Below are 23,095 nucleotides of genomic sequence, written 5' to 3' on the forward strand. Positions count from 1 at the left end.
TCTCCATTAGTGTGCGCGCATCATCTGCCTCAACAGCGGCTGCCGCATGTTCAGGCACGTCCGCTCAGACCGGACACTTTCGCCCTTGGTTGAAATCACCCCTGCGTTGCGCGACCCTTGCGTCCCGGCCCCCTATGCCAGTGTCCTTCAGCAATTGCGAACGGCTACCGCCGTCCAGCACTCGACACTCGAAGCCCGACTGCCACTGACCCACCCCCAGCTTGATCTCGGCACCTACAAACGGATCATCGCGGCCTACTACGGCTTCCATCTGCCCTTGCAACAATCGATTGAGCGCTTTCTTGCGCCCCAGGCCATCGACCCCGCCCGGCAGAAAATCCCCGCGCTGATCAAGGATCTGCACGCCCTCGGCCTGGACGACCTGCAGATTCAGGCGTTGCCGCTGTGCACCGAACTGCCCGCCATCGACAGCGTCGCGCAGTTGCTCGGTGTGATGTATGTCATGGAAGGGGCTACGCTGGGGGGGCAGGTGCTGCGCCGGATCATCGCCAACAGGCTGGGCGTCGACGCCGACAGCGGCGGCGAGTTTCTGGACGTGTACGGCCGCGACACCGGGCGTTTGTGGAAGGCCTTCCTCAAGCAACTGGCCGAGTTCGATACGCCGCTGCACAACGCCGAGGTGGTGCAGGCGGCCTGTGCCACTTTCCACTGCTTTCAAACCTGGCTGGAGCAAACGGGAGTGTTGAATGACGCTTGACCACACGCTGAACATGGATGAGCTGCTGGACACCTGTGCCAATGAACCCATTCGTATCCCCGGCGCCATTCAGCCCCACGGCGCTCTGCTGACCCTGCTCGAAACCGACTGGACCGTGCAACAGGCCAGCGCCAATGCCTGGCAGATGCTGGGCATCCCCGGCGACGTGCAGGCTGGCGACTCGCTGGTACGCTGGCTGGGCGAGGCGCAGGCCGACGCTTTGCGCGACGCCGTTCAGGACGCGGATCTGCACAGCCTCGATCCATTGCCGATGCAATGTGCCGGGCAGGCATTCGATGGCCTGTTGCATCGCCACGACGGCCTGTTGTTTCTGGAACTTGAGCCCGTCGCCACACAGGCATCGATGCAGCACTTGGGGCCGCGCCTCACGCGCACCTTGCGTCGCCTGCAATCGGCCAAATCGTTGGACGATCTGTACGCCATCAGCGTCTCGGAAATCCGTGCACTGACCGGCTACGACCGGGTCATGATCTATCGCTTTGAAGAGGAGGGTCACGGGCAGGTCATTGCCGAGTCGGCGACGGCCGAACTGGACGCCTACCTGGGGCTGTTTTTCCCCGCCACCGACATCCCGCAGCAGGCCCGCGAGCTGTACCGCCTGAACTGGCTGCGCATCATCCCCGACGCCGCGTATGTGCCAGCGCCTTTGGTCCCGGCCCTGCGCCCGGATACCGGCGAGCCGCTGGACATGAGCCACGCGGTGCTGCGCAGCGTGTCGCCGATCCATTGTCAGTACATGCACAACATGGGCGTGCGCTCATCAATGAGCATTTCCCTGCTCAAGGATGAACGCCTCTGGGGCCTGATCAGTTGCGGCAATCGCGAGCCGCTGCAGGTGCCGCACACGCTGCGCTCGGCCTGCCAGACCATCGGGCAAGTGCTGTCGATGCAGATCAGCCTGCTGGAAGATCAGCAGACTCAGCGCCAGCGACTGGCCAAGCATCACATGCTGGACAGGCTGTCCAGGGCGATGAACGAGTCCGCTGACGACGTCTACAACGGGCTGCTTGAACACGCCCAGGCGCTGCTGACACTGGTCGACGCCAACGGTGCGGCGGTGATCATCGACGGTCAGGTACACCTGATCGGCCAGTGCCCGAGCACCGAGCAAGTGAGCGCGTTGCAGCAATGGCTGCAGAACCGGCCCGGATCGGTGTTCGAGACGTCCAGCCTTGGTGCCGTGTTCCCCGACGCGCAAGCGTATCAACGCGTGGCCAGCGGACTGCTGGCGTTCAGTTTGCCCAAGCCGGTGGCCAACGGGGTGCTGTGGTTTCGCGCCGAAGTCAGGGGCAGCGTGGAGTGGAGCGGCAACCCGCAACAGGCCAAACGGGTCGTCAATGATCGCCTGCAACCACGGGAATCCTTTGCCCTGTGGGAACAGCAGGTCGAGGGCAAGGCCAGAACCTGGAGCGCTGGTGAGGTCTACGCGGTGTCCGATCTGCGTCGCTCTGCGCTGGAGGCAGACCTGTCACGGCAGGTGCTGCGCGAGAAAGAGGCGGTGCGTGCCCGCGATGAACTGGTGGCGGTGGTGTCCCACGACCTGCGCAGCCCGCTGACGGTTATCGTCATGCAGTGCGGCATGATGCAGCGAGTCATCAACGCCGACGCCACAGCATCTACCAAACGACTCAGCTCTGCCGTCGACATCCTGCAGCGCGCGTCTTCGCGGATGAGCAGCCTGCTGGAGGATTTGCTCGATACGTCAAAGATCGAAGCCGGCCGCTACTTCATCGACGCCGAGCGGCTGGAAGTCAGCCAGTTGTTCGAAGACGCCTGGTCACTGCTCACGCCACTGGCACTGAACAAATTCATCGACCTGACCTTCCACGCCGAACCCGAGCTGACGGTTTTCGCCGATCCGGAGCGCATGTTTCAGGTGCTGTCCAACCTGGTGGGCAATGCGATCAAATTCACCCCCAAGGCTGGTAGTGTGAAGGTCACGGCGGCAGGTGCGGGCGACCATGTGGTGTTCACCGTGGTGGATACCGGGGAGGGTATTGGCAGCGATCAGTTGCCCCATGTGTTCGAGCGCTACTGGCGCAGACGTGAAGGCAACCCGAATGGCACCGGCCTTGGGCTCTATATCTCCCAAGGGATCGTCAAAGTTCACGGCGGTGAACTGACGGCCACCAGTGAAGAGGGCGTTGGCAGCGAATTCCGTTTCACGATACCGCGCGCGTCCATGGCGTCGTGAATCGGGTGCGCCCGCTTTAGCGGCAGGGGGTTATTCCTGACTGGAATCCCCCGCATGAAAAACATGAATTTTATTTATGGCCGTAGCCCCTCTACCGTGAGCGTATTCCGTTCACGGTAGAGCCGTCATGACCACGCCCTCTCAATCTCAGCCATCCCTCGTCGAAGAACACTGGAAGCGCAACCTGGCCGTCTGTGTGTTCGGCGCGTTCACCACCATCGTTGCGATGACCTTGCTGCTGCCGTTTCTGCCGCTGTATGTCGAGCACCTGGGCGTCACTGATCAGGCCGCCATCGTGCAGTGGTCAGGGGTGGCGTTTGGCGCGACCTTTCTGTCTGCCGCGCTGACCGCGCCGCTGTGGGGGCGGCTGGGTGATCGCTACGGGCGCAAGCTCATGCTGATTCGCGCCAGCCTGGGCATGGCGGTGGCGATGTCGCTGATCGGGCTGGCAGAGAACATTTACCAGTTGGTCGGGCTGCGTTTGCTGGCGGGGTTGCTCGGCGGCTATGCCTCCGGCGCGACCATTCTCGTGGCCACGCAGACGCCCAAGGCGCGCACCGGCTGGGCGCTGGGCATGCTCTCGTCGGGAATCATGGCCGGTAATCTGACCGGACCGTTGATTGGCGGGCTGTTGCCGCCGCTGATCGGCATCCGCAGCACGTTCTTCCTGGCCGGGGGCGTGATCTTTCTGACCTTCCTTGCCACGCTGTTTCTGATGAAGGAGGCACCTCGGCCCAAGCGTCAGACTGGCGTGGCGAAAGCGCCGGCTGTGCGGGCCTGGGACGTCATCGCGGACAGGAAACCGGTGCTGACCATGCTGGTTGTGGCCTGTCTGGTGATGTTTTCGATCATGTCCATCGAGCCGATCATCACCGTGTACCTGACCCAGATGCACAGCGAAAACGTCACGCTGATGGCCGGGCTGGTGATGTCGGCCACTGCACTGGCCAGTGTGTTGTCAGCCTCGCGTATTGGCAAACTCGCCGACCGCATCGGCCACTGGAAAGTGGTCATCGGCTGTCTGACGGCGGCGGCTGTCTTGCTCATTCCCCAGGCGTTCGTCACCCATGCCTGGCAGCTGGTGCTGCTGCGCTTTCTTATGGGCATCGCCCTGGGCGGCCTGTTGCCGTGCATTGCGGCGATCATCCGCCATTCCGTGCCCGACGCCGTCGCCGGGCGCATGCTCGGCTACTCCACGTCCTGCCAGTACATCGGTCAGGTGCTGGGGCCACTGACCGGGGGATACCTGGGCGGGCATTTCGGCATGCCGGTGGTCTTCATCGTCACCTGCCTGCTGATGGGCGGGTGCGCGGCCGGCATGTTGCTCATGCGGCCGCTGATTTCCAACGGGAACGGCTTCAGCCGGAAAGAGCGCGGCATTTGACAAAACCATGACATCCCGCACCGGATAATCGCCGCCGGTGGGGCCACGCCCCGGATTCGAGTACCGCCATGCACGGACCTTCATGGACATCAAACACAGCCTTAAACAACGGATTGTCATCGTATTTGCGTTGATGAGCGCGCTGGTCGCCGGGGTATTCGCCGTCGGCATCATCGCCACCGTGCACGTGGTCGAAAAGCGCCTGACGATCATGAGCCTGGGCGGCAATCTGCACCGGCTGCTGGCCGTGGACAGCGTCAACGACTGGCGCCACCGGCCGGAAAAAGACGAGTTGTTCTACGCCGACGAGGGCGTCGGTGACCTCGCCATGAGCGACGACCTCAAGGGCCTGCGCCCGGGATTTCAGGAGTTCTTCCGTGGCAAGAAGGCCTATTACGCTATGGTCTCCGAGGTAAACGGGCGCCACTACGTGCTGCTGCGTGATCAGCGCAAATTCGAAAAGCGCGAGCGCATTCTGTTCGGTGTGGTGCTGGTCGGTTTCTTTCTCAGCGTGCTGTTGGCGGTGCTGCTGGGTCGGCTGCTCGCGTCCCGGGTGATTACGCCGGTGTCGCGCCTGGCCGGCCAGGTGCGTCATCGCGATCAGTTGCTGGAGATGGCGCCGGTGCTCGCCAGCGACTACGCCAACGATGAAGTCGGTGCGCTGGCCCGCTCATTCGACGAAACCCTGGGCCGGCTGCGCGCCGCATTGAGCCGCGAGAAGCTGTTCACCAGCGACGTCAGCCATGAACTGCGCACGCCGCTCATGGTGCTGGCGACGTCCTGCGAATTGCTGATGGAATACCCGGCGCTGGACGACCGCTCCCGCACGCAGGTAAAGCGCATCGGCAAGGCCACGGCGGGGATGAACCAACTGGTCGAAACCTTCCTGCTGCTGGCGCGCACGGAGGGCAAGAACACGCCTCAGGGTCAGCGTTCTTCGCTGGTGCTGATTGCCGAGGAGCTGGTGGACACCTGGCGCACGCCCATCGAAGCCAAAGGTTTGCGCTTCATTTATCAGCGCCACGACGAGGACGGTGAGGTCTACAACGCGCCCTTGCTGCGCTCGGTGATGGGCAATTTGCTGCGCAACGCCTGGCATTACACCGATCAGGGGTTCATTCAGCTGACCCTGCGCAGTGATGGTTTCAGCGTCGAGGACAGCGGCATCGGCATCCCGCTGGAAAAACAGCAGGCCATGTTCCAGCCCTTCGTGCGCGGCGACGAGCAGCGCGGTGAGGGGCTGGGCCTGGGGTTGTCGCTGGTTCAGCGGATCTGCGCCAATCAGCACTGGACCGTGACCCTGACCAGCCGCGATGACGGCGGATGCTGTTTTACCGTGTTGCTGAATCTGGATGAGGCCGGGGAAAAACGGGTGTGAGCGCCCTCCGTTTTGCGTTGTAACGACCTACGCCTTCCCGGCAGTAGGACCGGCTTCAGCCGGGAAGAGGCCAGTGGGTACAGTCTCAATTTTGCAGTGGGGGTATTGACGCCTTCCCGGCTAAAGCCGCTCCTACAGTTGAGGTCGTAGCCAATCCAGCTCGGTGCACACGACACCGTTCACTCCATTGGTCCGGTGAACCGCACGAGTGCCTGCCGGTGCGCTCCAACACCTGCCTCCCTCAATGGACCTGCAACCATGTGCCCAGACCGCTCATCACTCGTTCGCGGGGCTGCTGACGATCAACCGGCTGACCGTGACGACACGCCTGAATACCCGTTGTCCGCCCCCATCAAGCCCGACGATCCCGAGCGGCGCACCGAGCAGTCCCAGGCCGAGACGGACGGTTGTGCCCCGGAACCCGGATCCGATTCGGTCGAGTGATAAGCACTCGTTCGAATGGGTTTGCCGCGATGTCTGTCGGCGAATGCGTGTGAATCTGTCATGAGAATTGATGATTGCCCTTGGAAAGCTTCCTTAAAAACTCAATAATCCGCGATTAGTCGCGGTCTTAACTCGCAATATTCACGACGCCAATACGGTGGCGGAGGAAGCAAATTTGAATCAGCTAAAACGCCTTCAGAGCGGAATTGAAGGGCTTGATGAGCTGCTAATGGGCGGTTTCGTTGCCGGATCCTCGTACATCATTCAGGGCCGACCGGGCTCCGGAAAAACCATTCTGGCCAACCAGATCGGTTTCAATCACATCCGCAATGGCGGCCGAGTGCTGTTCGCGACCCTGCTCGCCGAACCCCACGAGCGGCTGTTTCAGTTTCTTTCCACGCTGAGCTTCTTCGACAAGGACCGGGTCGGCGACCAGATCCAGTTCGTGAGCGCGTTCGACACCATGGAAAACGACGGCCTCGATGAAGTCGTCAAGCTGCTGCGCCGGGAGATCGTCCGCCAGAAGTCCACGGTGATGATCCTCGACGGGTTGCTCAATGCCCGCTCCAAAGCCGAATCCACCCTCAACACCAAACGCTTTATCTCCGAATTGCAGGGCCATGCCGCCTTCGCCGGTTGCACGGTGTTCTTCCTGACCAGCTCCCAGCTGGATGACGGCAGCCCCGAACACACCATGGTCGACGGCGTGCTGGAAATGGGTGAAGAACTGGTCGGCAACCGTTCCGTACGCCGCATCAAGGCGCGCAAGACCCGCGGCAGCGGCGCCATCCCCGGCGCCCACGAATGCGAAATCACGGAAAACGGCCTGGTCGTCTACCCGCGCCTCGAAAGCACCATCACCCACTCGGCACTGCGCGACAGCGCAGAATTCAGTGTCGTCCCCAGCGGCATCGACACGCTGGACCCGTTGATTGGCGGTGGTCTGGTGGAATCGTCGGTGACCTTGCTCCTCGGCCCGTCGGGCACTGGCAAGACCACATTCGGCCTCAATTTCCTCGCTCGCTCGACGCCCGACGAGCCGGGGCTGTTGTTTGGCTTCTACGAGTCGCCCCAGCGCCTTCGGGTGAAGGCGGCGGCGCTCGGGCTGGACTTCGAAGCGCTGGAACGCGCCGGTGCGCTGCACATTGCCTGGAAATCGGCGAGCGCCGAGTTGATCGACAAACTGGCCCTCGACCTGCTGAGGATCGTCGAGCAGCAGGGCATCAAGCGGGTGTTCCTCGACAGCCTCGGTGGCATGGCCCGCGCTTCGGCCGATCAATCGCGGATTCTCGACCTCTTCAGTGCCCTGATGAGCGAGCTTCGCGCCCGTGGCGTCACGGTGGTCTGCAGCTGGGAAATCCGCGGCCTGATTGGCGGCAAGATCGACGCCCCGGCCCCGGACATGTCGGGCATTGTCGACAACCTCATGCTGATCCGCTTTGCGCAATCGACAGCGGGGCTGACCCGGCAACTGTCGATCCTCAAAATCCGCGATAACCCCTACGACCCGGCCCTGCTGGACGTCTTGATTGGCGAGCAGGGTCTGACTGTGAAAAAGGCTGCGTTTCATGCCCTCGACGATTCAGGCAATGCAACGGCGTAGAAGTCGTCATCGAGCCGATGATCGCTCGTTCGCGCGGAGGGCTGCATGACCACGATTCTGATTGTCGATGATGAATACCTCATCGCCGACATACTGAGCTTCGCGCTGGAAGACGAAGGCTACCTGACCGTCACCGCCAGCAGCGGATTGAAGGCCCTCGGCATTCTCGAACGCGAGCGCCCGCAGCTGATCATCACCGATTACATGATGCCCGGGATGAACGGCATCGAGCTGGCGGAAGCGGTTCGCATGAATCAGAGCCTGGGGCAGATTCCCATTGTGCTGATGAGCGGTGCGCAGTCCCATCTGGGCATCGCCCGGCCCGATCTGTTCAGCAAGGTGTTCGACAAGCCCTTCGAGATCAGCGCGGTGCTCGACGCCGTGCGCGCGTTGCTGGGCACCTAGGACCGGCTTCAGTCGGGAAAAGGCCGGTACCGACGCCATCGATATTGCGGCGCGGCAGATGTTGCCGGGAGTGGATACACGTTCAGGAGGCAGGGCGGCTGTAAGGCCGCCCGGATTGAATCAACGGCCGTCAGCAACCTTGCGTTCGATTTCGGCGGATTTCTTGTTCAGCTCTTCGGCGTCCTGTTCCTTTTCCCGAATGGAGGTCGGCGTGATGACTTCGTCCACCGCGCGGGTGTCGTCGTCCGGGTCGTTGAGGTCACGCTGCACGACATTGACAGGTTTGCCGGCGCTGTCGAGGGTTGGCGCGTCGGGCTGGGTGACTTTGCGTGGGTCGACTGGGGTGTCATTGCTCATGGATTCATCCTCGCTGTGGGGTATGAAGGTTGGATGTGTGAGCGGTCGGCGAGTTCGGTTTTTTTCGACGGCGCACGAACCTGATCCGCGGCCGATCAACGTTGCTCCACCAGATTGAGAAAGCGCCGCGTGCGCTCGTTGTCCGGGTCGACCAGCACCTCGGTCGGCGAGCCGTCGGCGACGATGCGCCCGGCCTCCATGAACAGCACGCGGTCGGCGATGTCCTGAGCGAACTTCATTTCGTGGGTCACCAGCAGCATGGTCATCTGCTGCTCGTGGGCGATGGCGCGGATCACCGCCAGCACTTCACCGACCAGCTCCGGGTCCAGCGCGGAGGTGACCTCGTCGAACAGCATCACCTGGGGCCGCATGGCCAGCGCCCGGGCGATCGCGACGCGCTGTTGCTGGCCGCCGGAAAGCTGCGCGGGATAGGCATCGGCCTTGTGGCTCAAACCGACCAGCCCGAGGTATTGATGGGCGCGCTCCAGGGCCTCTTCGCGACTGAGCTTGAGCACCTGAAGCGGCGCTTCGGTGACGTTCTGCTGCACGGTCAGGTGCGGAAACAGGTTGAACTGCTGAAACACCATGCCCACCCGGTGCACCACCGGTGGCTTTTTCGCGCCGGGCCAGTGCCAGCCGCCGGATTTGGCCGGCACCGGCGCGCCGGCCACCTCAATGCTGCCGTGCTGATAGGCCTCAAGGCCCTTGATCAGGCGCAGCACCGTGGATTTGCCCGAACCGCTAGGGCCGATCAGCGCGACTTTCTGGCCGGCGGGAATGCTCAGGTCCAGGTGATCGATGACCCGGGTCGCGCCGAAGTTTTTCACCACTTGCTTGAGGATGATCTGCGGCGAAGCGCCGGGCAGAGCGTGTGCGAGATCAGACATGGCTGCGCCTCTCGAAATATTTGAACAACAGGGAGGTCGGCACGCTGATCGCCAGAAACATCAGCGCCATCACCGTGTAGGGCTCGTTGTAGCGGTAGGTCATGCCGGCGATCTGTTTCGCCGCCTGGAACAGCTCGGGAATGGTGATCACCGCCAGCAGCGGGGTTTCCTTGAACATGCCGATCAGGTAATTGCCGAGCACCGGCAGCATCGGCTTGAGGGCCTGGGGCAGGACGATCCGCCGCCACGTGGTGGCGCTGTCGAAATCCAGTGCCCTGGCCGCTTCCCATTGACCGGCCGGCACGCCTTCGATGGCACCGCGAAAGGCTTCGGCAATGTAGGCCGCGTAGTACAGCCCCAGCCCGATCACTCCGGTGGAAATCGGCGGCAGGGTCAGGCCGGCCAGGGGCAGGGCGAAGAACAGCACGTACAGCTGAACCATCAGCGGCGTGTGCCGAAAGAAGCTCAGGTAGCCGGCGCTCAGTCGTTGCACCAGCGCTTTTTTCGAGCGCTGGGCGATGGCCAGCAGCAGACCGAGCAGCACCGCCAGCAGAAAGCCGAGGATCACCACTTGCAGCGTCACCAGCAGCCCCTGAAACAGATCGGGGACGATGGACCAGGCGAAGGCGTAATCGAAGTTCATGGCGCCACCCCGCGACGCCAGTGGGTGACCCGTCGCTCGTAGCGCTTGACCAGCCAACTGAGCGGCCAGGCCATGACGAAATAACACACCAGCACAATGCTCCAGATCAGCGTCTGCTGACCCAGGGTGGTGATCAGTTGACCGCCGGAAAAGGTCAGGTCGCTGAGGGTGATCAATGACACCAGCGAGGTGGTCTTTAACAGTTCGACCAATTGATTGCCCATCGGCGGCAGCATGAAGGGCAACGCCTGAGGCAGGATAATTCGGCGAAACGCGGTGATCGCGTCGAAGTCCAGGGCCTTGATCGCGTCGCGCTGGCCCCGGGCGACGTTGCTCAGGGCGGAGCGGACGATTTCCGAACCGTAGGCGGAGAAGGTCAGGCCCAGGCCGAGAATGCCGGTGGTCATCGGCGCCAGGGTGATGCCGAACAGCGGCAGGATGAAGAACAGGTAAAACAGCAGCACCAGGGCGGATATGCCACGCAGGATTTCGACGTAGACCGTCGCGATCCAGCGCAACGCGCGCCACGGCGACAGGCGCATCAGCGCGATGACAAACGACATCACCACCACGACGACTTGGGCGAAGAAGGTGATTTCAAGGGTGACCAGTGCGCCGTTGGCCAGTTGGCGGGCGATGAAGCGCGCGGTGTCCAGGGTGGAAGCATCAAAAAGCATGGGCCGTACTCGTATGGGCTGGGGCCGTTATGTTGCGGGGTGAAAAATCAACTTTGCGGTGTGCCTATCGACGCCTTCCCGGCTAAAGCCGGTCCCACTGAATGCACGCGATCCCGCTGTAGGACCGGCTTCAGCCGGGAAGAGGCCCGTGCTGGCGCCCTCCATTTTGCGGTGCGCCCACCGACGCCTTCCCAGCTGAAGCCGGTCCTACAATGGCAACAACATCGGCATCGGCATCGGCATCAGCATCAGGTCGGCATCAGGTCGGCATCAGCGGTTGCAGCGTTGCTCGGCCGTCACGTCTGCGGGTGGCAGTTCGTTTTCGGTGTAGCCGTATTTCTGCAGGATCTTCAGCAGGTCGCCGGAAGCGCGCAGTTTCGCCAGTTGCTCATTGAACGCCTGGGTAAACGCCGGATCGTTTTTCGGCAGGCCGTAGGCGTGGTAATTCCAGGTCGGTTTGCCGTCGGCATCCGGGATCTGCTCGAACGGCAGCGCCCGTTCAACCGGCGTGCCTTCGGCTTTTTTGAGCAGGCCGATGATTTCGGCATCCGGGAAGTACACCACGTCGACCCGATCGGCCTGCAGCGCGGCGAGGGCTTCGGTGTCCTTGTCGAAGAGCACAACGTTGCCATTACTGATGCCGCTGTCCTTGGCTTCCTGCACCTGATTGCTGCCGGGCTGGGTCGCCAGCCGCGCCTTGCCGTTGGCCGCGACGTCCTTGAGGCTGTGTAGCTTCAGCGGGTTGCCGGCCTTGACCAGAAACGCGCCGCCGGAACGGGTGACCGGGTTGGAATAGCCAATCACTTTGCACCGCGCCGGATTGATGAACAGGCCAGCACCGATCAGATCGAAACGACCTGCCGCAAGACCCGGCACCAGCGAGCCGAACTCGGTGATCGGCAGTTCAACTTTGTTGATGCCCAGGGGCTCCAGAATGGCCCGGAGGATTTCGACGTTGGCGCCGACGATTTTCCCGTCAGTGCCCACGTACGCATAGGGTTGCTCATTGGCGATGCCGGCGGTCAGGCCCTGACTGCGGCCCTTTTCCAGCAGGCCGGCGACGGCGGAGAACGAAAACACGGCATTCAGCAGCAGGGCGGAGCCGAGTACGGCAGACAGCGACAGCGGTTTTAAGCCTTTCATCAAGTGCGCTCAAGAGTGGGAATGAAGGGTCAGGTGCAGCGGTTGGCAACGCCAGGTGCTCCATTCATGGCGTCCAGATGTCCACGTCCTTGGCATCCACAGCAGTGGGCAATAGCCCGGCCTTGAAAAAGGCATCAGCGATCTTCTGTTGTTCGCCCAGTTGGTCGGCCTTCACCGGCTCGACCTGATAGCTGCGATGGGCGTTGGCGGCCTCGACGGTTTCCATGTCCAGATTGCCCCACAGCGGGCCGAGCACTTGCGCGGCTTCCCGGGGGTGGCCTTTGATCCAGCCGCCGGCCTGTTGCAGCTGTTCGTAAACCCGCTTCAGCACCTCGGGATGCGCCTTGGCGTAGGGCGTGCTGGTCAGGTAATAGCGCTTGTAACTGGCCAGGCCGACGCCGTCAGTCAACGTGCGCGTCGGCAACTGGCGCTGCACGCTGGTGAGGAAGGGTTCCCACGTCACCCAGGCGTCGACCTTGCCATTCTCGAACGCCGCCCGGCCGTCTGCGGGGGACAGGTACGCCGGCTGGATATCGGAGAACGAAAGGCCGGCCTTGCTCAGCGCGGCGATCAACAGGTAATGGGTGCCGGCCGCCTTGGTCACGGCGATCTTCTTGCCTCTCAAATCCGACAACTGGCGGATCGGCGAATCATTGCGCACAACGATGGCCTGGGCGGCGGGCGAGGGCGACTCTTCAGCAAAATAGGTGAGCTTGGCCTTCGCGGCCTGGGCGAAGATCGGCACGGTATCGGCGACGTCCGCGCTGATGTCGACATTGCCGACGTTCAGGGCTTCAAGCAGGGGCAGACCGCTGGGGAACTCGTGCCAGGTGATGTCAATGTTGTCTTTCCCCAGTGCCTCCTCAAGGGTGCCTTGGGTCTTGAGCAGGGTGATCAGGGTGGAGGATTTCTGGTAGCCGATGCGCACCGTTTCTCGAGCACTCGCCGACAGCGAGAAACCGCTCGCCATCGCAGCGACCAGACCGGTCAGCAATGCGTTTCGAATGAAAGTGCCAGCGATGGTACGAAGAATGGGCATGGCGAACTCGTGGCGAGTGAGGCGCGAAAGGGCGCAAGCCACGAATCATAATGTTCTAAAAAGAAATGGCTAAATATCGTTTGGTTATTAGTTTATGCACGGATGAGACTCGGAAAATGTGCCTCAGCGATGACCGTGATGTTCGAGGGACCGCTCTGGCAAGCGGCCCCCCGTCAAAGTAAACCCAATCAGGCGGTGGTGGCCTTGTCCCGCACCGGCAGTGTCCAGTTTGGGCGAATGAAATGGCAGGTGTAGCCGTTGGGGATGCGCTCCAGGTAATCCTGATGCTCGGGTTCGGCTTCCCAGAACGGTCCGGCCGGGGCAATTTCGGTGACGACTTTGCCCGGCCACAGGCCAGAGGCATCGACATCGGCCACGGTGTCCAGGGCCACGGCTTTCTGCTGTTCGTTAAGGTAGAAAATCGCCGAGCGATAGCTCACGCCCCGGTCATTGCCCTGGCGGTTCGGGGTCGACGGGTCATGAATCTGGAAGAAGAATTCCAGGATTTTGCGGTAGGAAATCTGCTCGGGGTCGAAGACGATTTCGATGGCTTCGGCGTGGGTGCCGTGGTTGCGATAGGTGGCGTTGTCAACGTCGCCACCGGAGTAGCCGACGCGGGTCGAGACGACGCCGGGGTAGCGGCGCAACAAGTCCTGCATGCCCCAGAAGCAGCCTCCGGCAAGCAGCGCGGTTTCGGTGTGGGTGGTCATGGGCAAGTCCTTCCAGCGATTGAACGGTGTGTGTTTCAGACAAGCAGCGCAGTTGCGTGTCTGCGAGCTTGTTTGCGAGTGTGCGGCGCAATGGCCGCCCTTGAAGATCAGATGACTGACGCGCGCACTCGTTCAGTCGCCGCCGAACTGCTGACGGTATTGTCCGGGCGTCACGCCAATGCGCTCGCTGAATGCCTTGCGCATGTGCCGCGCGCTGCCAAAGCCGCAACGACTGGCCACGACCTTGAGGGGCAGGTCGCTGCCTTCGAGCAGTTTGCGTGAATGGTCGATGCGCGCGTTGAGCAGAAATTGCATGGGCGTCAGGCTGACTTCGCGCTGGAACGCCCGGGCGAAATTGCGCGGGCTCATCGCCGCCAGGTCGGCCATGCGCTGCACGGTGTAGGGCTCATCAATGTGGTCCACGACGTAGGCCTGCACCCGGGCGATCGCGCTGTCATCCCGGGGCACCGCCGCCAGCAACGGGCCGTAGGGCGTTTGTCCGCCCTGACGCTTCATCACCACCAGCAGCACTTTGGCGACCTCCAGCGCGACCTCTTTGCCGTGGTCTTCGGCGACGATGGCCAGGGCCATGTCGATCCCCGCTGTAATGCCGCCGGAAGTGATCAGGTTGCGGTCGACCACGTAGATCTGCTCGGTTTCGACCCGGGAGGCGGGAAAGCGCCGAGCCAACCGCTCAACGTAGTTCCAGTGGGTGGTGCAGCGGTAGCCGTCGAGCAGACCGGCGTCACCCAGCAGAAACGCCCCGGTGCAGATCGCCCCGAAACGCCCTGCGCCCTGGGCGGCGGCCGGTAGCCAGGCGGTGAGCTGAGGATGGCTGACGCCATACGCGCCTGGCCCGCCGGGGACCAGCAGCAGGTCGATGTCGCCCGACAGATCGTTCAGCGCCAGGTCCGCCTGAACCTTGAGCCCGCAGGAGCTGCGGATGAGCAGCGGGGGTTCGGCCACGGTGATCAGTCGGTACTGCTTCTCCGGCGCCAGCAGTCGATTGGAAATCGAAAAAACGTCCATGGGGCCGGTCACGTCGAGCATGAGCACGTCGTTGAACAGCACCACCGCCACTGTTTTCTGCTTTGGAATGTCGCGCATGCCTTGATCGCCTTTCTGTTACCGCCACTGCCAGCGCAGGGGGGCACGAGCCTGAATCCAGGCGGCATTCTAGGGGATTGCGCGAACGAATGTGAATGATTGGCGTTTGGACGAAATCGGGGATGTGCGGCGTGCCTGCCGCGGCTGATCGGCACGCGCTCGATGAGGCGTCGTTAGGGGATGGCTAGCTGGCTGGCAGGCTTTCAGTAACAGCACGTCGGCAGCTGAACGCGGATGCGTGCGCCACCGCTGGCCGAGGCTTGGGCCCAGATACGCCCGTGATGGGCGTCCACCACCGCGCGACAGATCGCCAGCCCGACGCCGAGGCCGCTGCTCTTGGTGGTATAGAACGCGCCGAAGATCTGTTCGCGACGGTCTGCCGGGATGCCCGGACCGTTGTCTTCGACGCACACCTCAACGCCGTCATTGAGGGTGAACGAATTGATGCGCAGGACAGCGGCGTCGCGGTTACCGGCCATGGCTTCCACGGCATTGGTGATGAGGTTGACCAGCAATTGCTGCAACTGCACGGCGTCGGCGACGATGGATTGGTCGACGAACAAACCGGTTTCGAGCCGCACCCGCTGGGCGGTAAGCGCAGGCTGGGTGAGGCGGATGGCTTCGCGAATGACGTCGTCAATCTTCAGGATCTGCAGCTGCAAAGGCGCCTGACGGGCCAGCGCGCCCAGGGCCTTGACGATGTTGGCAGCGCGTTCGCAGCCGGCGCGGATGTCCTTAAGACCGGCAATGGCCTCTTCGATCTCTGGCACGTCGCGCTGCAGCCAGCGCAGGCTGGCGGCGGCATTGGCGGCGATGCCCAGCAGAGGCTGGCAGATTTCATGGGCGATGGAGGCGCTGAACTCAGCCATCTTTCGGGCGTGAAGGCTCTGGGCGTAATCGCTTTGCGCGGCGGCGTCCTGATGGCAGATGGGAGTGATGCGCGCGGCCGGGCGCGCAAGGGGCTGCAGAGAAGGGTGCCGAATCGCCTCCGGCCAGTGTTGTTCCGCTGGCGGCGGGAAGCGGTCATAAAGAGGAGATTGATGTTCGTCCAGCATCGTAGCCCCCGGCGGTTCGAAGTCCTGTGCTTCGTCGCGCTTGAGTATACGCAGCGTGTCCGGCTTGAAACGGCGGCGAAGGCGCTTTGGCAGGAACGGGCACCCTGATGTCTGTCAGGGTCCCCACAGCACCCGCCCAATGGGACCGCGCGCACATAGTGGGACCGCGATTACCTTGTAGGACTGGCTTTAGCCGGGAAGGCGTCAGTTGTCACACCGCTAGCAGAACGCCGCGCGTGAGCGTTGCCGGGTGGGCCGGGTAGGGCAGGCCCATCCGTTCGCGCAGGGTCTTGCCGGTCGGCCCATCGGCGGGCACCAGGCCGCGGCGTTTGAGCTCCGGCAGGATCAGCGCAATGAAATCGTCCAGTCCTTCGGGGTAGGTCGGCGGCAGGATGTTGAAGCCGTCGGCACCGTACCCTTCAAACCACGCTTGCAGCTGATCGACCACTTCTTCGGGTGAGCCGACCAGGGTCCAGTGACCCCGTGCGCCGGCCAGCCGCAGGTACAGCTCGCGGATGCTCAGCCCCTCGGCGGCTAATTGCAGAATCAATTGCTGGCGGCTTTTCGAGGCGTTGGTGGCAGGCAGGTCCTGGGGCAGCGGCCCGTCCAGCGGCAGGTGCGAGAGGTCGACGCCGCCGAGCAGCCCGGACAGCAAACTCAGGCCGACTTCCGGGTGCACCAGATTCTGCAGGCGCTGATGCTTGGCGTGGGCTTCGGCGGAGGTCGGCGCGGTGAAGATCGTCACCCCCGGCAGAATCTTGATGTGCTCGGGTTTGCGCCCCAGCACCGCCGCGCGGGATTTGATATCGCTGTAGAACGCCTGGGCGTCGTCGAGATTTTGGTGCGCGGCGAAGATCGCTTCAGCGGTCGCGGCCGCCAGCGCACGCCCATCCTCGGAAGCACCCGCCTGCACCAGCACCGGTTTGCCCTGGGGCGAGCGCAGTACGTTCAGCGGCCCGCGCACATGGAAGTGCTCGCCCCGGTGGTCGGCCCGGTGCAGCTTGCTGCGGTCCAGAAACACGCCGCTGTCCTTGTCCAGCAGCAGCGTGTCGTCCTCCCAGCTGTCCCACAACTTGTCGACCACCTCATGAAATTCCCGCGCCCGGCTGTAGCGGTCGGCGTGCGCCGCCTGCTCGCCCTGATGCCCGCCGCCGAAATTCTTCGCTGCGTCGGGGTCGCTGCTGGTGACCAGGTTCCAGCCCACACGACCGCCGCTGATCTGGTCCAGCGAGGCGAACTGCCGCGCCAGGTTGTACGGCTCGCTGTAACTGGTGCTGGCCGTGGCAATCAGACCGATGCGCGAGGTAACGGTTGCCAGGGCCGACAACAGGGTCAGAGGCTCGAAGCTCAGGCTCGGCGCGATGACCCGGTCGAACGTCGGCGCATCGATGCCCCGCACGGAAACACTGTCCGCGAGGAACAGCGTCTCGAACCCGGCCGCCTCGGCCTTGCGCGCCAGATTGACGAAGTGCTCTAGCCGAATGCCCGCGTCGGCCTCGGAACCGCTGTCGCGCCACGCGGCGATGTGATGCCCGGTGGCCCGCAGGAACAGGCCGAGCTTGAGGGTTTCAGTGCGTTGGGTCATGGGGTGGCTCCTGGATCGGATCGGAACAGGCGAGGTCCGCGGCACGGCTTGTTGTGCGTAAAGCCCGAAAGCGCGGAGTGCTGTGGAGATAGCAAGGCGTATGCCCACGCCGCTGGGTCGGCTAGACGGCGATGCGGCATCGACAAAAAAGCCAGCCATGGCAATGCCTTGGGTAAGCGCGGTGCCAGCCTGTGCTTCGGACCTCCAATCATCGAAGCCGCTGACACTGTTGTCCCAGCAACAGCACTCCACCACTTGCCATGCAAAACAAACAGTTACGCCCCTTAACGACCCTCGATCGCGCTGAATCCCGGGACCTTCCGGCGTGGCATAAAGCCTGCAATGACCCACAAACGAACCCGCGTCGACCCACCCATGGGGTCGCGTTTTACCCGTCATTGGCAGGAGTTAATGTGTCTACCGCCCCATCAACGATCCTTCACAACCTTTCAGCCCCGGGACCGGCCGGTATCGATCCACCCGTCGATGGCGACAACCTCACCAACCAGGGCCAGGGTTGATATGGCGTTCGATGTTGAATTTGCCGTGTCCACGCTGCCCGCGTTCGTCAGCGCCGTCGGGGTCACGTTGCAAGTGGGCTTCATCGCCATCGGTACCTCGCTGTGCGTGGCGCTGATCAATGCCGCGATCACCGCGTTCGGCGTGCCGATCCTGCGTCCGCTGGTGCGCGTCTATGTGGAGCTGGCGCGCAACACGCCGTTGCTGATCCAGCTGTTTTTCATCTACTTCGCGCTGCCCACGCTGGGCATCCGCATCTCCGGGTTTGCCTCGGCGGTCATTGCCATGACCTTCATGGGCGGCGCGTACCTGACCGAGATCCTGCGCGCGGGCATCGACGCGGTGCCCAAATCGCAGATCGAATCGGGGCTGTCCATCGGCCTGTCGCGCTGGCAGTTGCTGCGCCACGTCATCCTGCCCCAGGCCGGGATCCTCAGCCTGCCGGCACTGTTCGCCAACTTCATCTTTCTGCTCAAGGAAACCACCGTGGTCTCGGCGGTGGCGGTGCCGGAAATTCTCTACACCACCAAAAGCTACATCGCGCTGTACTACAAAACCTACGAAATGCTCGCGGTCATGACCGGCCTGTGCGTGCTGCTGTTCGTGCCGCTGTCGCTGCTGCTGCGCCTGATTGAAAGGAGGCTCCAGCATGGCCAGTTCGGGTCTTGAATTGCTGTGGATTTCGGCGCCGCAACTGGCCCAGGGCATCGGTCGCACGCTGGGTATTTCGCTGTTGGCGATCATCTTCAGCAGCGTCGGCGGGCTGACCTATGGCGTGCTGCGCAACCTCGGCGTGCGCTGGGTCGACGGGGTGCTGCTGATCTACCTGGAGCTGTTCCGGGCGATCCCGGTGCTGGTCTGGCTGTACCTGTTCTTTTTCGGTTTGCCGATTTTTCTCGGCTGGAGCATCCCCGGTTTCTGGTGCGCGGTGCTGGTGCTGTCGCTGTGGGGCGCCAGTGAAACCGGCGAAGTGGTGCGCGGGGCGCTGCGCTCGATTCCGAAAGGGCAACGGGAAGCGGGGCTCGCGATTGGCCTCGGCCAGCTGCAACTCTACGGCCGCGTGCTGCTGCCCCAGGCGTTGCGGCGTATGACGCCGCCGCTGATCAATGTCTTCACCCGGCTGATCAAAACCAGCTCCCTGGCGGTGCTGATCGGCGTCGTCGACGTGATCAAGATCGGCCAGCAAATCATCGAGCGGACCTATGAGTCGGTGCTGATCTACGGCTTCCTGTTCGTGTTTTTCTTTCTTGCCTGTTATCCGCTCTCGGCCGCTTCGCGGGTGCTCGAGCGGCATTGGAATCATTCATGAGCCCATTGATAGAACTGACCCGCTTCAGCAAAAAATTCGGTTCGGTGCCGGTGTTGCAAGACGTTGACCTGAGCATTCGTGAAGGCGAAGTGGTGGTGATTCTCGGCCCCAGCGGCTGCGGCAAAAGCACCTTGCTGCGCTGCCTCAACGGCCTCGAACTCGGCCATGCCGGGCAGTACCGCTTTGCCGGTCAGGACCTGCCGGCCAACACCGATTGGCGCCAGGTGCGGCAACAGATCGGCATGGTATTTCAGAGCTACCACCTGTTCCCGCACATGACCGTGCTGGAGAACATTGTGCTCGGGCCGTTGAGCGTGCAGAAGCGCACACGCGTCGACGCGCAGCGACAGGCCGAGACGCTGCTGACCCGCGTGGGCCTGCTGGACAAACGCGACGCCTATCCGCGCGAGCTTTCCGGTGGTCAGCAGCAACGCATCGCCATCGTCCGCGCGCTGTGCATGAACCCCAGGGTCATGCTGTTCGACGAAGTCACCGCGGCGCTTGATCCGGAGATGGTCAAGGAGGTGCTGGAAGTCATCCTGGACCTGGCCCGCAGCGGCATGACCCTGTTGATCGTCACCCACGAAATGGCCTTTGCCCGCGCGGTGGCCGATCGAATCCTGTTCATGGACGGCGGCCGTATCGCCGAACAGAGCGACCCCGAATCCTTCTTCAGCGCCCCGCAGACCGCACGCGCGCAGCAGTTCCTGGAGAAATTTTCGTACGTAGAAAACATGCCAAAAAGGAAAGCATCGTGACCCTTAAATCTGCCCTCGTACTGCCACTGCTCGCCCTCGGATTGCTGGTCGGCTCGGCTGCCGCCCATGCCGCCGGGTCATTGGAAAAAATCAAGGCGCGCGACACGTTGATTGTCGGCGTTTTCAGCGACAAACCGCCGTTCGGGTTCGTTAACGAACAGGGCGACTACGTCGGCTTCGACACCGATCTCGGTCGGCGCTTTGCCAAGGACTTGCTCGGCGACGAGAAGAAGATCGAGTTCGTGGTGGTCGAGCCCGCCAGCCGCATTCCGTTTCTGCAGAGCGACAAGGTTGACCTGATCCTCGCCAACATGACCGTGACGCCGGAACGGGCGCAAGTGGTCGATTTCACCCACCCCAACCTGCGCGTCGCCGTGCAGGCCCTGGTGCCCGACAGCAGCCCGGTGAAGACGCTGGATGATCTGGCGAGCAAAACCGTCATCGTCACCACCGGCACCACGGCGGATATCTGGCTGACCAAGAACCACCCGGACTGGAAGCTGCTCAAGTTCGAGAAGAATTCCGAGTCGCTGCAGGCGCTGGCCAACGGCCGAGGCGATGCCTACGCCCAGGACAACCTGGTGCTGTTCAGCTGGGCCAAGCAGAACCCCGGCTACCGCGTGCTCGCACAGAAACTCGGTGAAGAAGCGCCGATCGCCCCGGCGGTGAAGAAGGGCAACACTGAACTGCGCGACTGGGTGAACACCGAACTGGCCAGCCTCGGTCAGCAGAAGTATCTGCTCTCGCTGTACAACCAGTACGTGCGCGATCAACTGGCGGCGGACACCGATCCGTCGGCGGTGATCGTTGAAGGCGGGGCGTGGAAGCCTTGATTGATCGAGCTTGTGGCTGGTAGCCGGGAAGCGGCGATTTCGAACACCCTGGGTTTAGCGGTGTGATATCCGACGCTTTCCCGGCTAAAGCCGGTCCCACTAGGGTATGCGGGGCCACTGAATGCGCGCGGTTTCCAGTGGGACCGGCTTCAGTCCCACTGGATGAATGCGGTGTTTAGTGGGACCGGCTTCAGCCGGGAAGGGGCCCGTCCAGGCACCACCGCTTTGCAGTGATCAGGCGGCCTGGCTCAGACGCTGCCTTCGCTTTCGATCACCAGAATCCGCGCTTCACCCAACGGGTGGGCAACGTGGGCGGTGCCGATGGAGGCGTAGAAAATATCGCCGATGTGCAGCAGGGTTCTTTGCTCGACGCCGTCCTGCTTGAAGCGCATTTCCACTTGCCCGTCCAGCACCACAAAAACCTCCTGACCATCATTCACGTGCCATTTGTAGGGCTGATCCGTCCAGTGCAGTCGCGTGGTGATGCCGTTCAGGTTGGCGATGTCCAACGCGGCCCATGGGCGGTCACCGGTGAAGTCTTTGCTGCGGATGATGTTCATGGAGTGCCTGTTCAGGATGTGGGGTGTTGACCAATGAGCCCACTGGCATTGCCGAGGGTCGACCAACGTTCGATGCGCGGAATCATAAGCGCGGGACGACCGACTGCAACGGGTTGTCTGGGTAGGTGAGCTCAAAAGCGCAAGATTCTGCAAGTGGCGTTGTCTGCGGCCGATGTCCGGAATCATTGCGGATCTGACATTGCCGGGTCTGCACGTGCGCTTTAGACTCCCGGCCATCCACTAGACGACTGGTCTACGCAGTGCGATCTAGCCAACACTTTCAACGACTTGAACGGAGTATTACCCATGTCCACTCAACCCTTGCTCACCCACGTCAAGCTCGGTCGGCACGTGCTGAAAAACCGCATTGCCTTCCCGCCGTTGACCCGGCAGAGAAGCCTGCAGCCGGGCGATATCGCTTCGGACCTGATGGCGAGCTACTACCAGCAACGGGCATCCGCCGGTTTCATGATCACCGAAGGCACCCAGATCGAGCCGCGCGGCCAGGGCTATGCATGGACCCCGGGCATCTACAGCGCCGAGCAGGTCGAAGGCTGGCGCAAAGTGACCGATGCGGTACATGTAGAAGAGGGCGTGATTTTCGCCCAGCTCTGGCACGTCGGCCGTGTGTCCCATCACGCGCTGCAGCCCAACGGCGAAGCACCGGTTGCCCCTTCGGCGATTCCGGCGGCCAACTCCAAAGCGTTCATCGAAACGGCGCCGGGCGCAGGGCAACTGGTCGTGCCGCCAACGCCTCGCGCGCTGACCGTCGAGGAAATCCGCGAGCTGGTCACGCTGTATGCCCAGGCGGCTAAGAATGCGATCGAAGCGGGTTTTGATGGCGTGGAAATTCACGCCGCGAACGGTTATCTGGTCAACCAGTTCATCTCCGAGCACGCCAACCACCGCGATGACGAATACGGCGGCTCGCTGGAAAACCGCCTGCGCTTCCTGCGCGAGATCGTCACTGCCGTCGCCGAAGCCGTAGGCGCGGACCGTCTGGGCGTGCGCTTCTCGCCGCTGTTCGCCAGCACCGACGAAGAACGCGTCTACATCGGCCTGGTGGAAAGCGACCCGCACCACACCTACGTCGAAGCCATCAAGGTCCTGGAAAACGCAGGCGTCGCCTACGTCTCCATCGCCGAAGCCGACTGGGACAACGTCCCCGAACTGCCGGACACCTTCCGCAAAGCCATCCGCGAAGCCTTCAGCGGACGCATCATCTACGCCGGCCGCTACACCGCCAAACGCGGCAACCGCCTGATCGACGCCGGCTTGGCCGACCTCATCGCCTTCGGCCGCCCCTTCATCGCCAACCCCGACCTGCCGGCCCGCATCGCCAACGGCTGGCCCCTCAACCCCGTCAACCCGGCCACGTTGTATGGCGGGACGGAAGAGGGGTATATCGACTATCCGGTTTATAACGCGGGTGAGTGAAGCCAGGGCCGTTAGCCGATTGGGGTGACGCGGAGCGTCGGAGGATGCATTCTCACGCGGAGCGTGGGAACGATCTGCGCGTCGAGTCTGGAGCCGGTTTCAACGGCCAAGATTAGTGGCGCATGAACTGGCCTCTTCCCGGCTAAAGCCGGTCCCACTAAGAGCAGCGCGTGCATTCAGCAAAATTGGGAGTGATTCGGCCTGCGCATTCCCGGCTAAAGCCGGTCCTACCAAGAACGCGTTAGCTCTGCTTTTGATCTTCATACACAGAAGGTTCAGTCACTGCGAAACGCGACTTGGGTGCAGGCTGAACGCAGGTCTCGCGCAGT

General features: G+C 62.7%; 23 protein-coding genes. 12 read left to right on the forward strand and 11 right to left on the reverse strand.

What is annotated here, in order from left to right; all coding sequences use genetic code 11:
• The first annotated feature begins 85 nt into the window (after positions 1 to 85).
• From ABEH28_RS13880 to ABEH28_RS13910, 7 genes are all read left to right on the forward strand, one after another.
• A complete protein-coding gene (locus ABEH28_RS13880) occupies positions 86 to 718 on the forward strand; it encodes a biliverdin-producing heme oxygenase (protein WP_346630249.1) in 633 nt (210 codons plus the stop codon).
• On the forward strand, positions 708 to 2,933 hold the full coding sequence (locus ABEH28_RS13885; RefSeq protein WP_346630250.1) for an ATP-binding protein: 2,226 nt from the start codon (positions 708 to 710) through the stop codon (positions 2,931 to 2,933). Before ABEH28_RS13880 ends, ABEH28_RS13885 begins: the two co-directional genes overlap by 11 nt.
• Positions 2,934 to 3,060: 127 nt before the next feature.
• Positions 3,061 to 4,317, forward strand: coding sequence for an MFS transporter (locus ABEH28_RS13890; protein ID WP_346630251.1), 1,257 nt, complete (start codon positions 3,061 to 3,063; stop codon positions 4,315 to 4,317).
• A gap of 82 nt (positions 4,318 to 4,399) precedes the next feature.
• Positions 4,400 to 5,695, forward strand: coding sequence for a HAMP domain-containing sensor histidine kinase (locus ABEH28_RS13895; protein WP_346630252.1), 1,296 nt, complete (start codon positions 4,400 to 4,402; stop codon positions 5,693 to 5,695).
• Positions 5,696 to 5,953: 258 nt separating this feature from the next.
• Positions 5,954 to 6,139 carry a hypothetical protein gene (locus tag ABEH28_RS13900; RefSeq protein WP_346630253.1) on the forward strand — a complete coding sequence of 62 codons (186 nt, stop codon included), beginning with the start codon at positions 5,954 to 5,956 and terminating at the stop codon, positions 6,137 to 6,139.
• 175 nt (positions 6,140 to 6,314) lie between these two features.
• Entirely contained in the window at positions 6,315 to 7,742 is a 1,428-nt protein-coding gene (locus tag ABEH28_RS13905; RefSeq protein WP_274605507.1) for an ATPase domain-containing protein, read from the forward strand.
• Between the two features lie 45 nt (positions 7,743 to 7,787).
• Positions 7,788 to 8,147 (forward strand): response regulator, encoded by a 360-nt coding sequence (locus ABEH28_RS13910; RefSeq protein WP_192172256.1) that lies wholly within the window; start codon positions 7,788 to 7,790, stop codon positions 8,145 to 8,147.
• A gap of 120 nt (positions 8,148 to 8,267) precedes the next feature.
• Here the strand turns inward: ABEH28_RS13910 and ABEH28_RS13915 are convergent, their stop codons facing one another.
• The 10 genes from ABEH28_RS13915 to ABEH28_RS13960 form a co-directional block, all read right to left on the reverse strand.
• A complete protein-coding gene (locus ABEH28_RS13915; protein ID WP_346630254.1) occupies positions 8,268 to 8,504 on the reverse strand; it encodes a hypothetical protein in 237 nt (78 codons plus the stop codon).
• Between the two features lie 95 nt (positions 8,505 to 8,599).
• Complete coding sequence (locus tag ABEH28_RS13920) at positions 8,600 to 9,391, reverse strand: amino acid ABC transporter ATP-binding protein (RefSeq protein ID WP_192172254.1); 792 nt, start codon at positions 9,389 to 9,391, stop codon at positions 8,600 to 8,602.
• Positions 9,384 to 10,034 (reverse strand): ectoine/hydroxyectoine ABC transporter permease subunit EhuD, encoded by a 651-nt coding sequence (gene ehuD / locus ABEH28_RS13925; RefSeq protein WP_346630255.1) that lies wholly within the window; start codon positions 10,032 to 10,034, stop codon positions 9,384 to 9,386. The genes ABEH28_RS13920 and ehuD overlap by 8 nt, the downstream gene beginning before the upstream one ends.
• Positions 10,031 to 10,711, reverse strand: a complete 681-nt coding sequence (gene ehuC / locus ABEH28_RS13930; RefSeq protein WP_065991599.1) for an ectoine/hydroxyectoine ABC transporter permease subunit EhuC — start codon at positions 10,709 to 10,711, stop codon at positions 10,031 to 10,033. The genes ehuD and ehuC overlap by 4 nt, the downstream gene beginning before the upstream one ends.
• 270 nt (positions 10,712 to 10,981) lie before the next feature.
• Complete coding sequence (gene ehuB, locus ABEH28_RS13935) at positions 10,982 to 11,854, reverse strand: ectoine/hydroxyectoine ABC transporter substrate-binding protein EhuB (RefSeq protein WP_346628221.1); 873 nt, start codon at positions 11,852 to 11,854, stop codon at positions 10,982 to 10,984.
• A gap of 64 nt (positions 11,855 to 11,918) precedes the next feature.
• Complete coding sequence (locus ABEH28_RS13940) at positions 11,919 to 12,824, reverse strand: aliphatic sulfonate ABC transporter substrate-binding protein (RefSeq protein ID WP_346630494.1); 906 nt, start codon at positions 12,822 to 12,824, stop codon at positions 11,919 to 11,921.
• Between the two features lie 257 nt (positions 12,825 to 13,081).
• Positions 13,082 to 13,603, reverse strand: a complete 522-nt coding sequence (msrA, locus tag ABEH28_RS13945) for a peptide-methionine (S)-S-oxide reductase MsrA (RefSeq protein WP_282372371.1) — start codon at positions 13,601 to 13,603, stop codon at positions 13,082 to 13,084.
• A gap of 132 nt (positions 13,604 to 13,735) precedes the next feature.
• The gene (locus tag ABEH28_RS13950; protein WP_346630256.1) at positions 13,736 to 14,710 is read right to left on the reverse strand and encodes a GlxA family transcriptional regulator; all 975 of its coding nucleotides are present in this window, start codon (positions 14,708 to 14,710) and stop codon (positions 13,736 to 13,738) included.
• A gap of 203 nt (positions 14,711 to 14,913) precedes the next feature.
• Complete coding sequence (locus ABEH28_RS13955) at positions 14,914 to 15,765, reverse strand: ATP-binding protein (RefSeq protein ID WP_346630257.1); 852 nt, start codon at positions 15,763 to 15,765, stop codon at positions 14,914 to 14,916.
• A gap of 211 nt (positions 15,766 to 15,976) precedes the next feature.
• On the reverse strand, positions 15,977 to 17,350 hold the full coding sequence (locus ABEH28_RS13960; protein WP_346630258.1) for an LLM class flavin-dependent oxidoreductase: 1,374 nt from the start codon (positions 17,348 to 17,350) through the stop codon (positions 15,977 to 15,979).
• A gap of 522 nt (positions 17,351 to 17,872) precedes the next feature.
• Here ABEH28_RS13960 and ABEH28_RS13965 point away from each other — a divergent pair.
• The 4 genes from ABEH28_RS13965 to ABEH28_RS13980 are packed head-to-tail and all read left to right on the forward strand — an operon-like array spanning position 17,873 to position 20,769.
• On the forward strand, positions 17,873 to 18,538 hold the full coding sequence (locus tag ABEH28_RS13965) for an amino acid ABC transporter permease (RefSeq protein ID WP_192172245.1): 666 nt from the start codon (positions 17,873 to 17,875) through the stop codon (positions 18,536 to 18,538).
• Positions 18,519 to 19,178, forward strand: coding sequence for an amino acid ABC transporter permease (locus tag ABEH28_RS13970; RefSeq protein ID WP_346630259.1), 660 nt, complete (start codon positions 18,519 to 18,521; stop codon positions 19,176 to 19,178). The genes ABEH28_RS13965 and ABEH28_RS13970 overlap by 20 nt, the downstream gene beginning before the upstream one ends.
• Positions 19,175 to 19,936: an amino acid ABC transporter ATP-binding protein gene (locus tag ABEH28_RS13975; protein ID WP_282372365.1), complete on the forward strand. Its 762-nt coding sequence runs from the start codon at positions 19,175 to 19,177 to the stop codon at positions 19,934 to 19,936. The genes ABEH28_RS13970 and ABEH28_RS13975 overlap by 4 nt, the downstream gene beginning before the upstream one ends.
• Positions 19,930 to 20,769 carry a transporter substrate-binding domain-containing protein gene (locus ABEH28_RS13980; RefSeq protein ID WP_346628262.1) on the forward strand — a complete coding sequence of 280 codons (840 nt, stop codon included), beginning with the start codon at positions 19,930 to 19,932 and terminating at the stop codon, positions 20,767 to 20,769. Before ABEH28_RS13975 ends, ABEH28_RS13980 begins: the two co-directional genes overlap by 7 nt.
• 248 nt (positions 20,770 to 21,017) lie before the next feature.
• On the opposite strand, the gene ABEH28_RS13985 is transcribed toward ABEH28_RS13980, so the two are convergent.
• Positions 21,018 to 21,329 (reverse strand): cupin, encoded by a 312-nt coding sequence (locus ABEH28_RS13985; RefSeq protein WP_346630260.1) that lies wholly within the window; start codon positions 21,327 to 21,329, stop codon positions 21,018 to 21,020.
• Positions 21,330 to 21,635: 306 nt separating this feature from the next.
• On the opposite strand from ABEH28_RS13985, the gene ABEH28_RS13990 reads away from it, so the two are divergent.
• Positions 21,636 to 22,766 (forward strand): alkene reductase, encoded by a 1,131-nt coding sequence (locus tag ABEH28_RS13990; protein ID WP_346630261.1) that lies wholly within the window; start codon positions 21,636 to 21,638, stop codon positions 22,764 to 22,766.
• Positions 22,767 to 23,095: the final 329 nt, after the last annotated feature.

Origin of the sequence: Pseudomonas sp. Ps21-P2 (assembly GCF_039672565.1) — a bacterium.
Lineage (GTDB): Bacteria > Pseudomonadota > Gammaproteobacteria > Pseudomonadales > Pseudomonadaceae > Aquipseudomonas.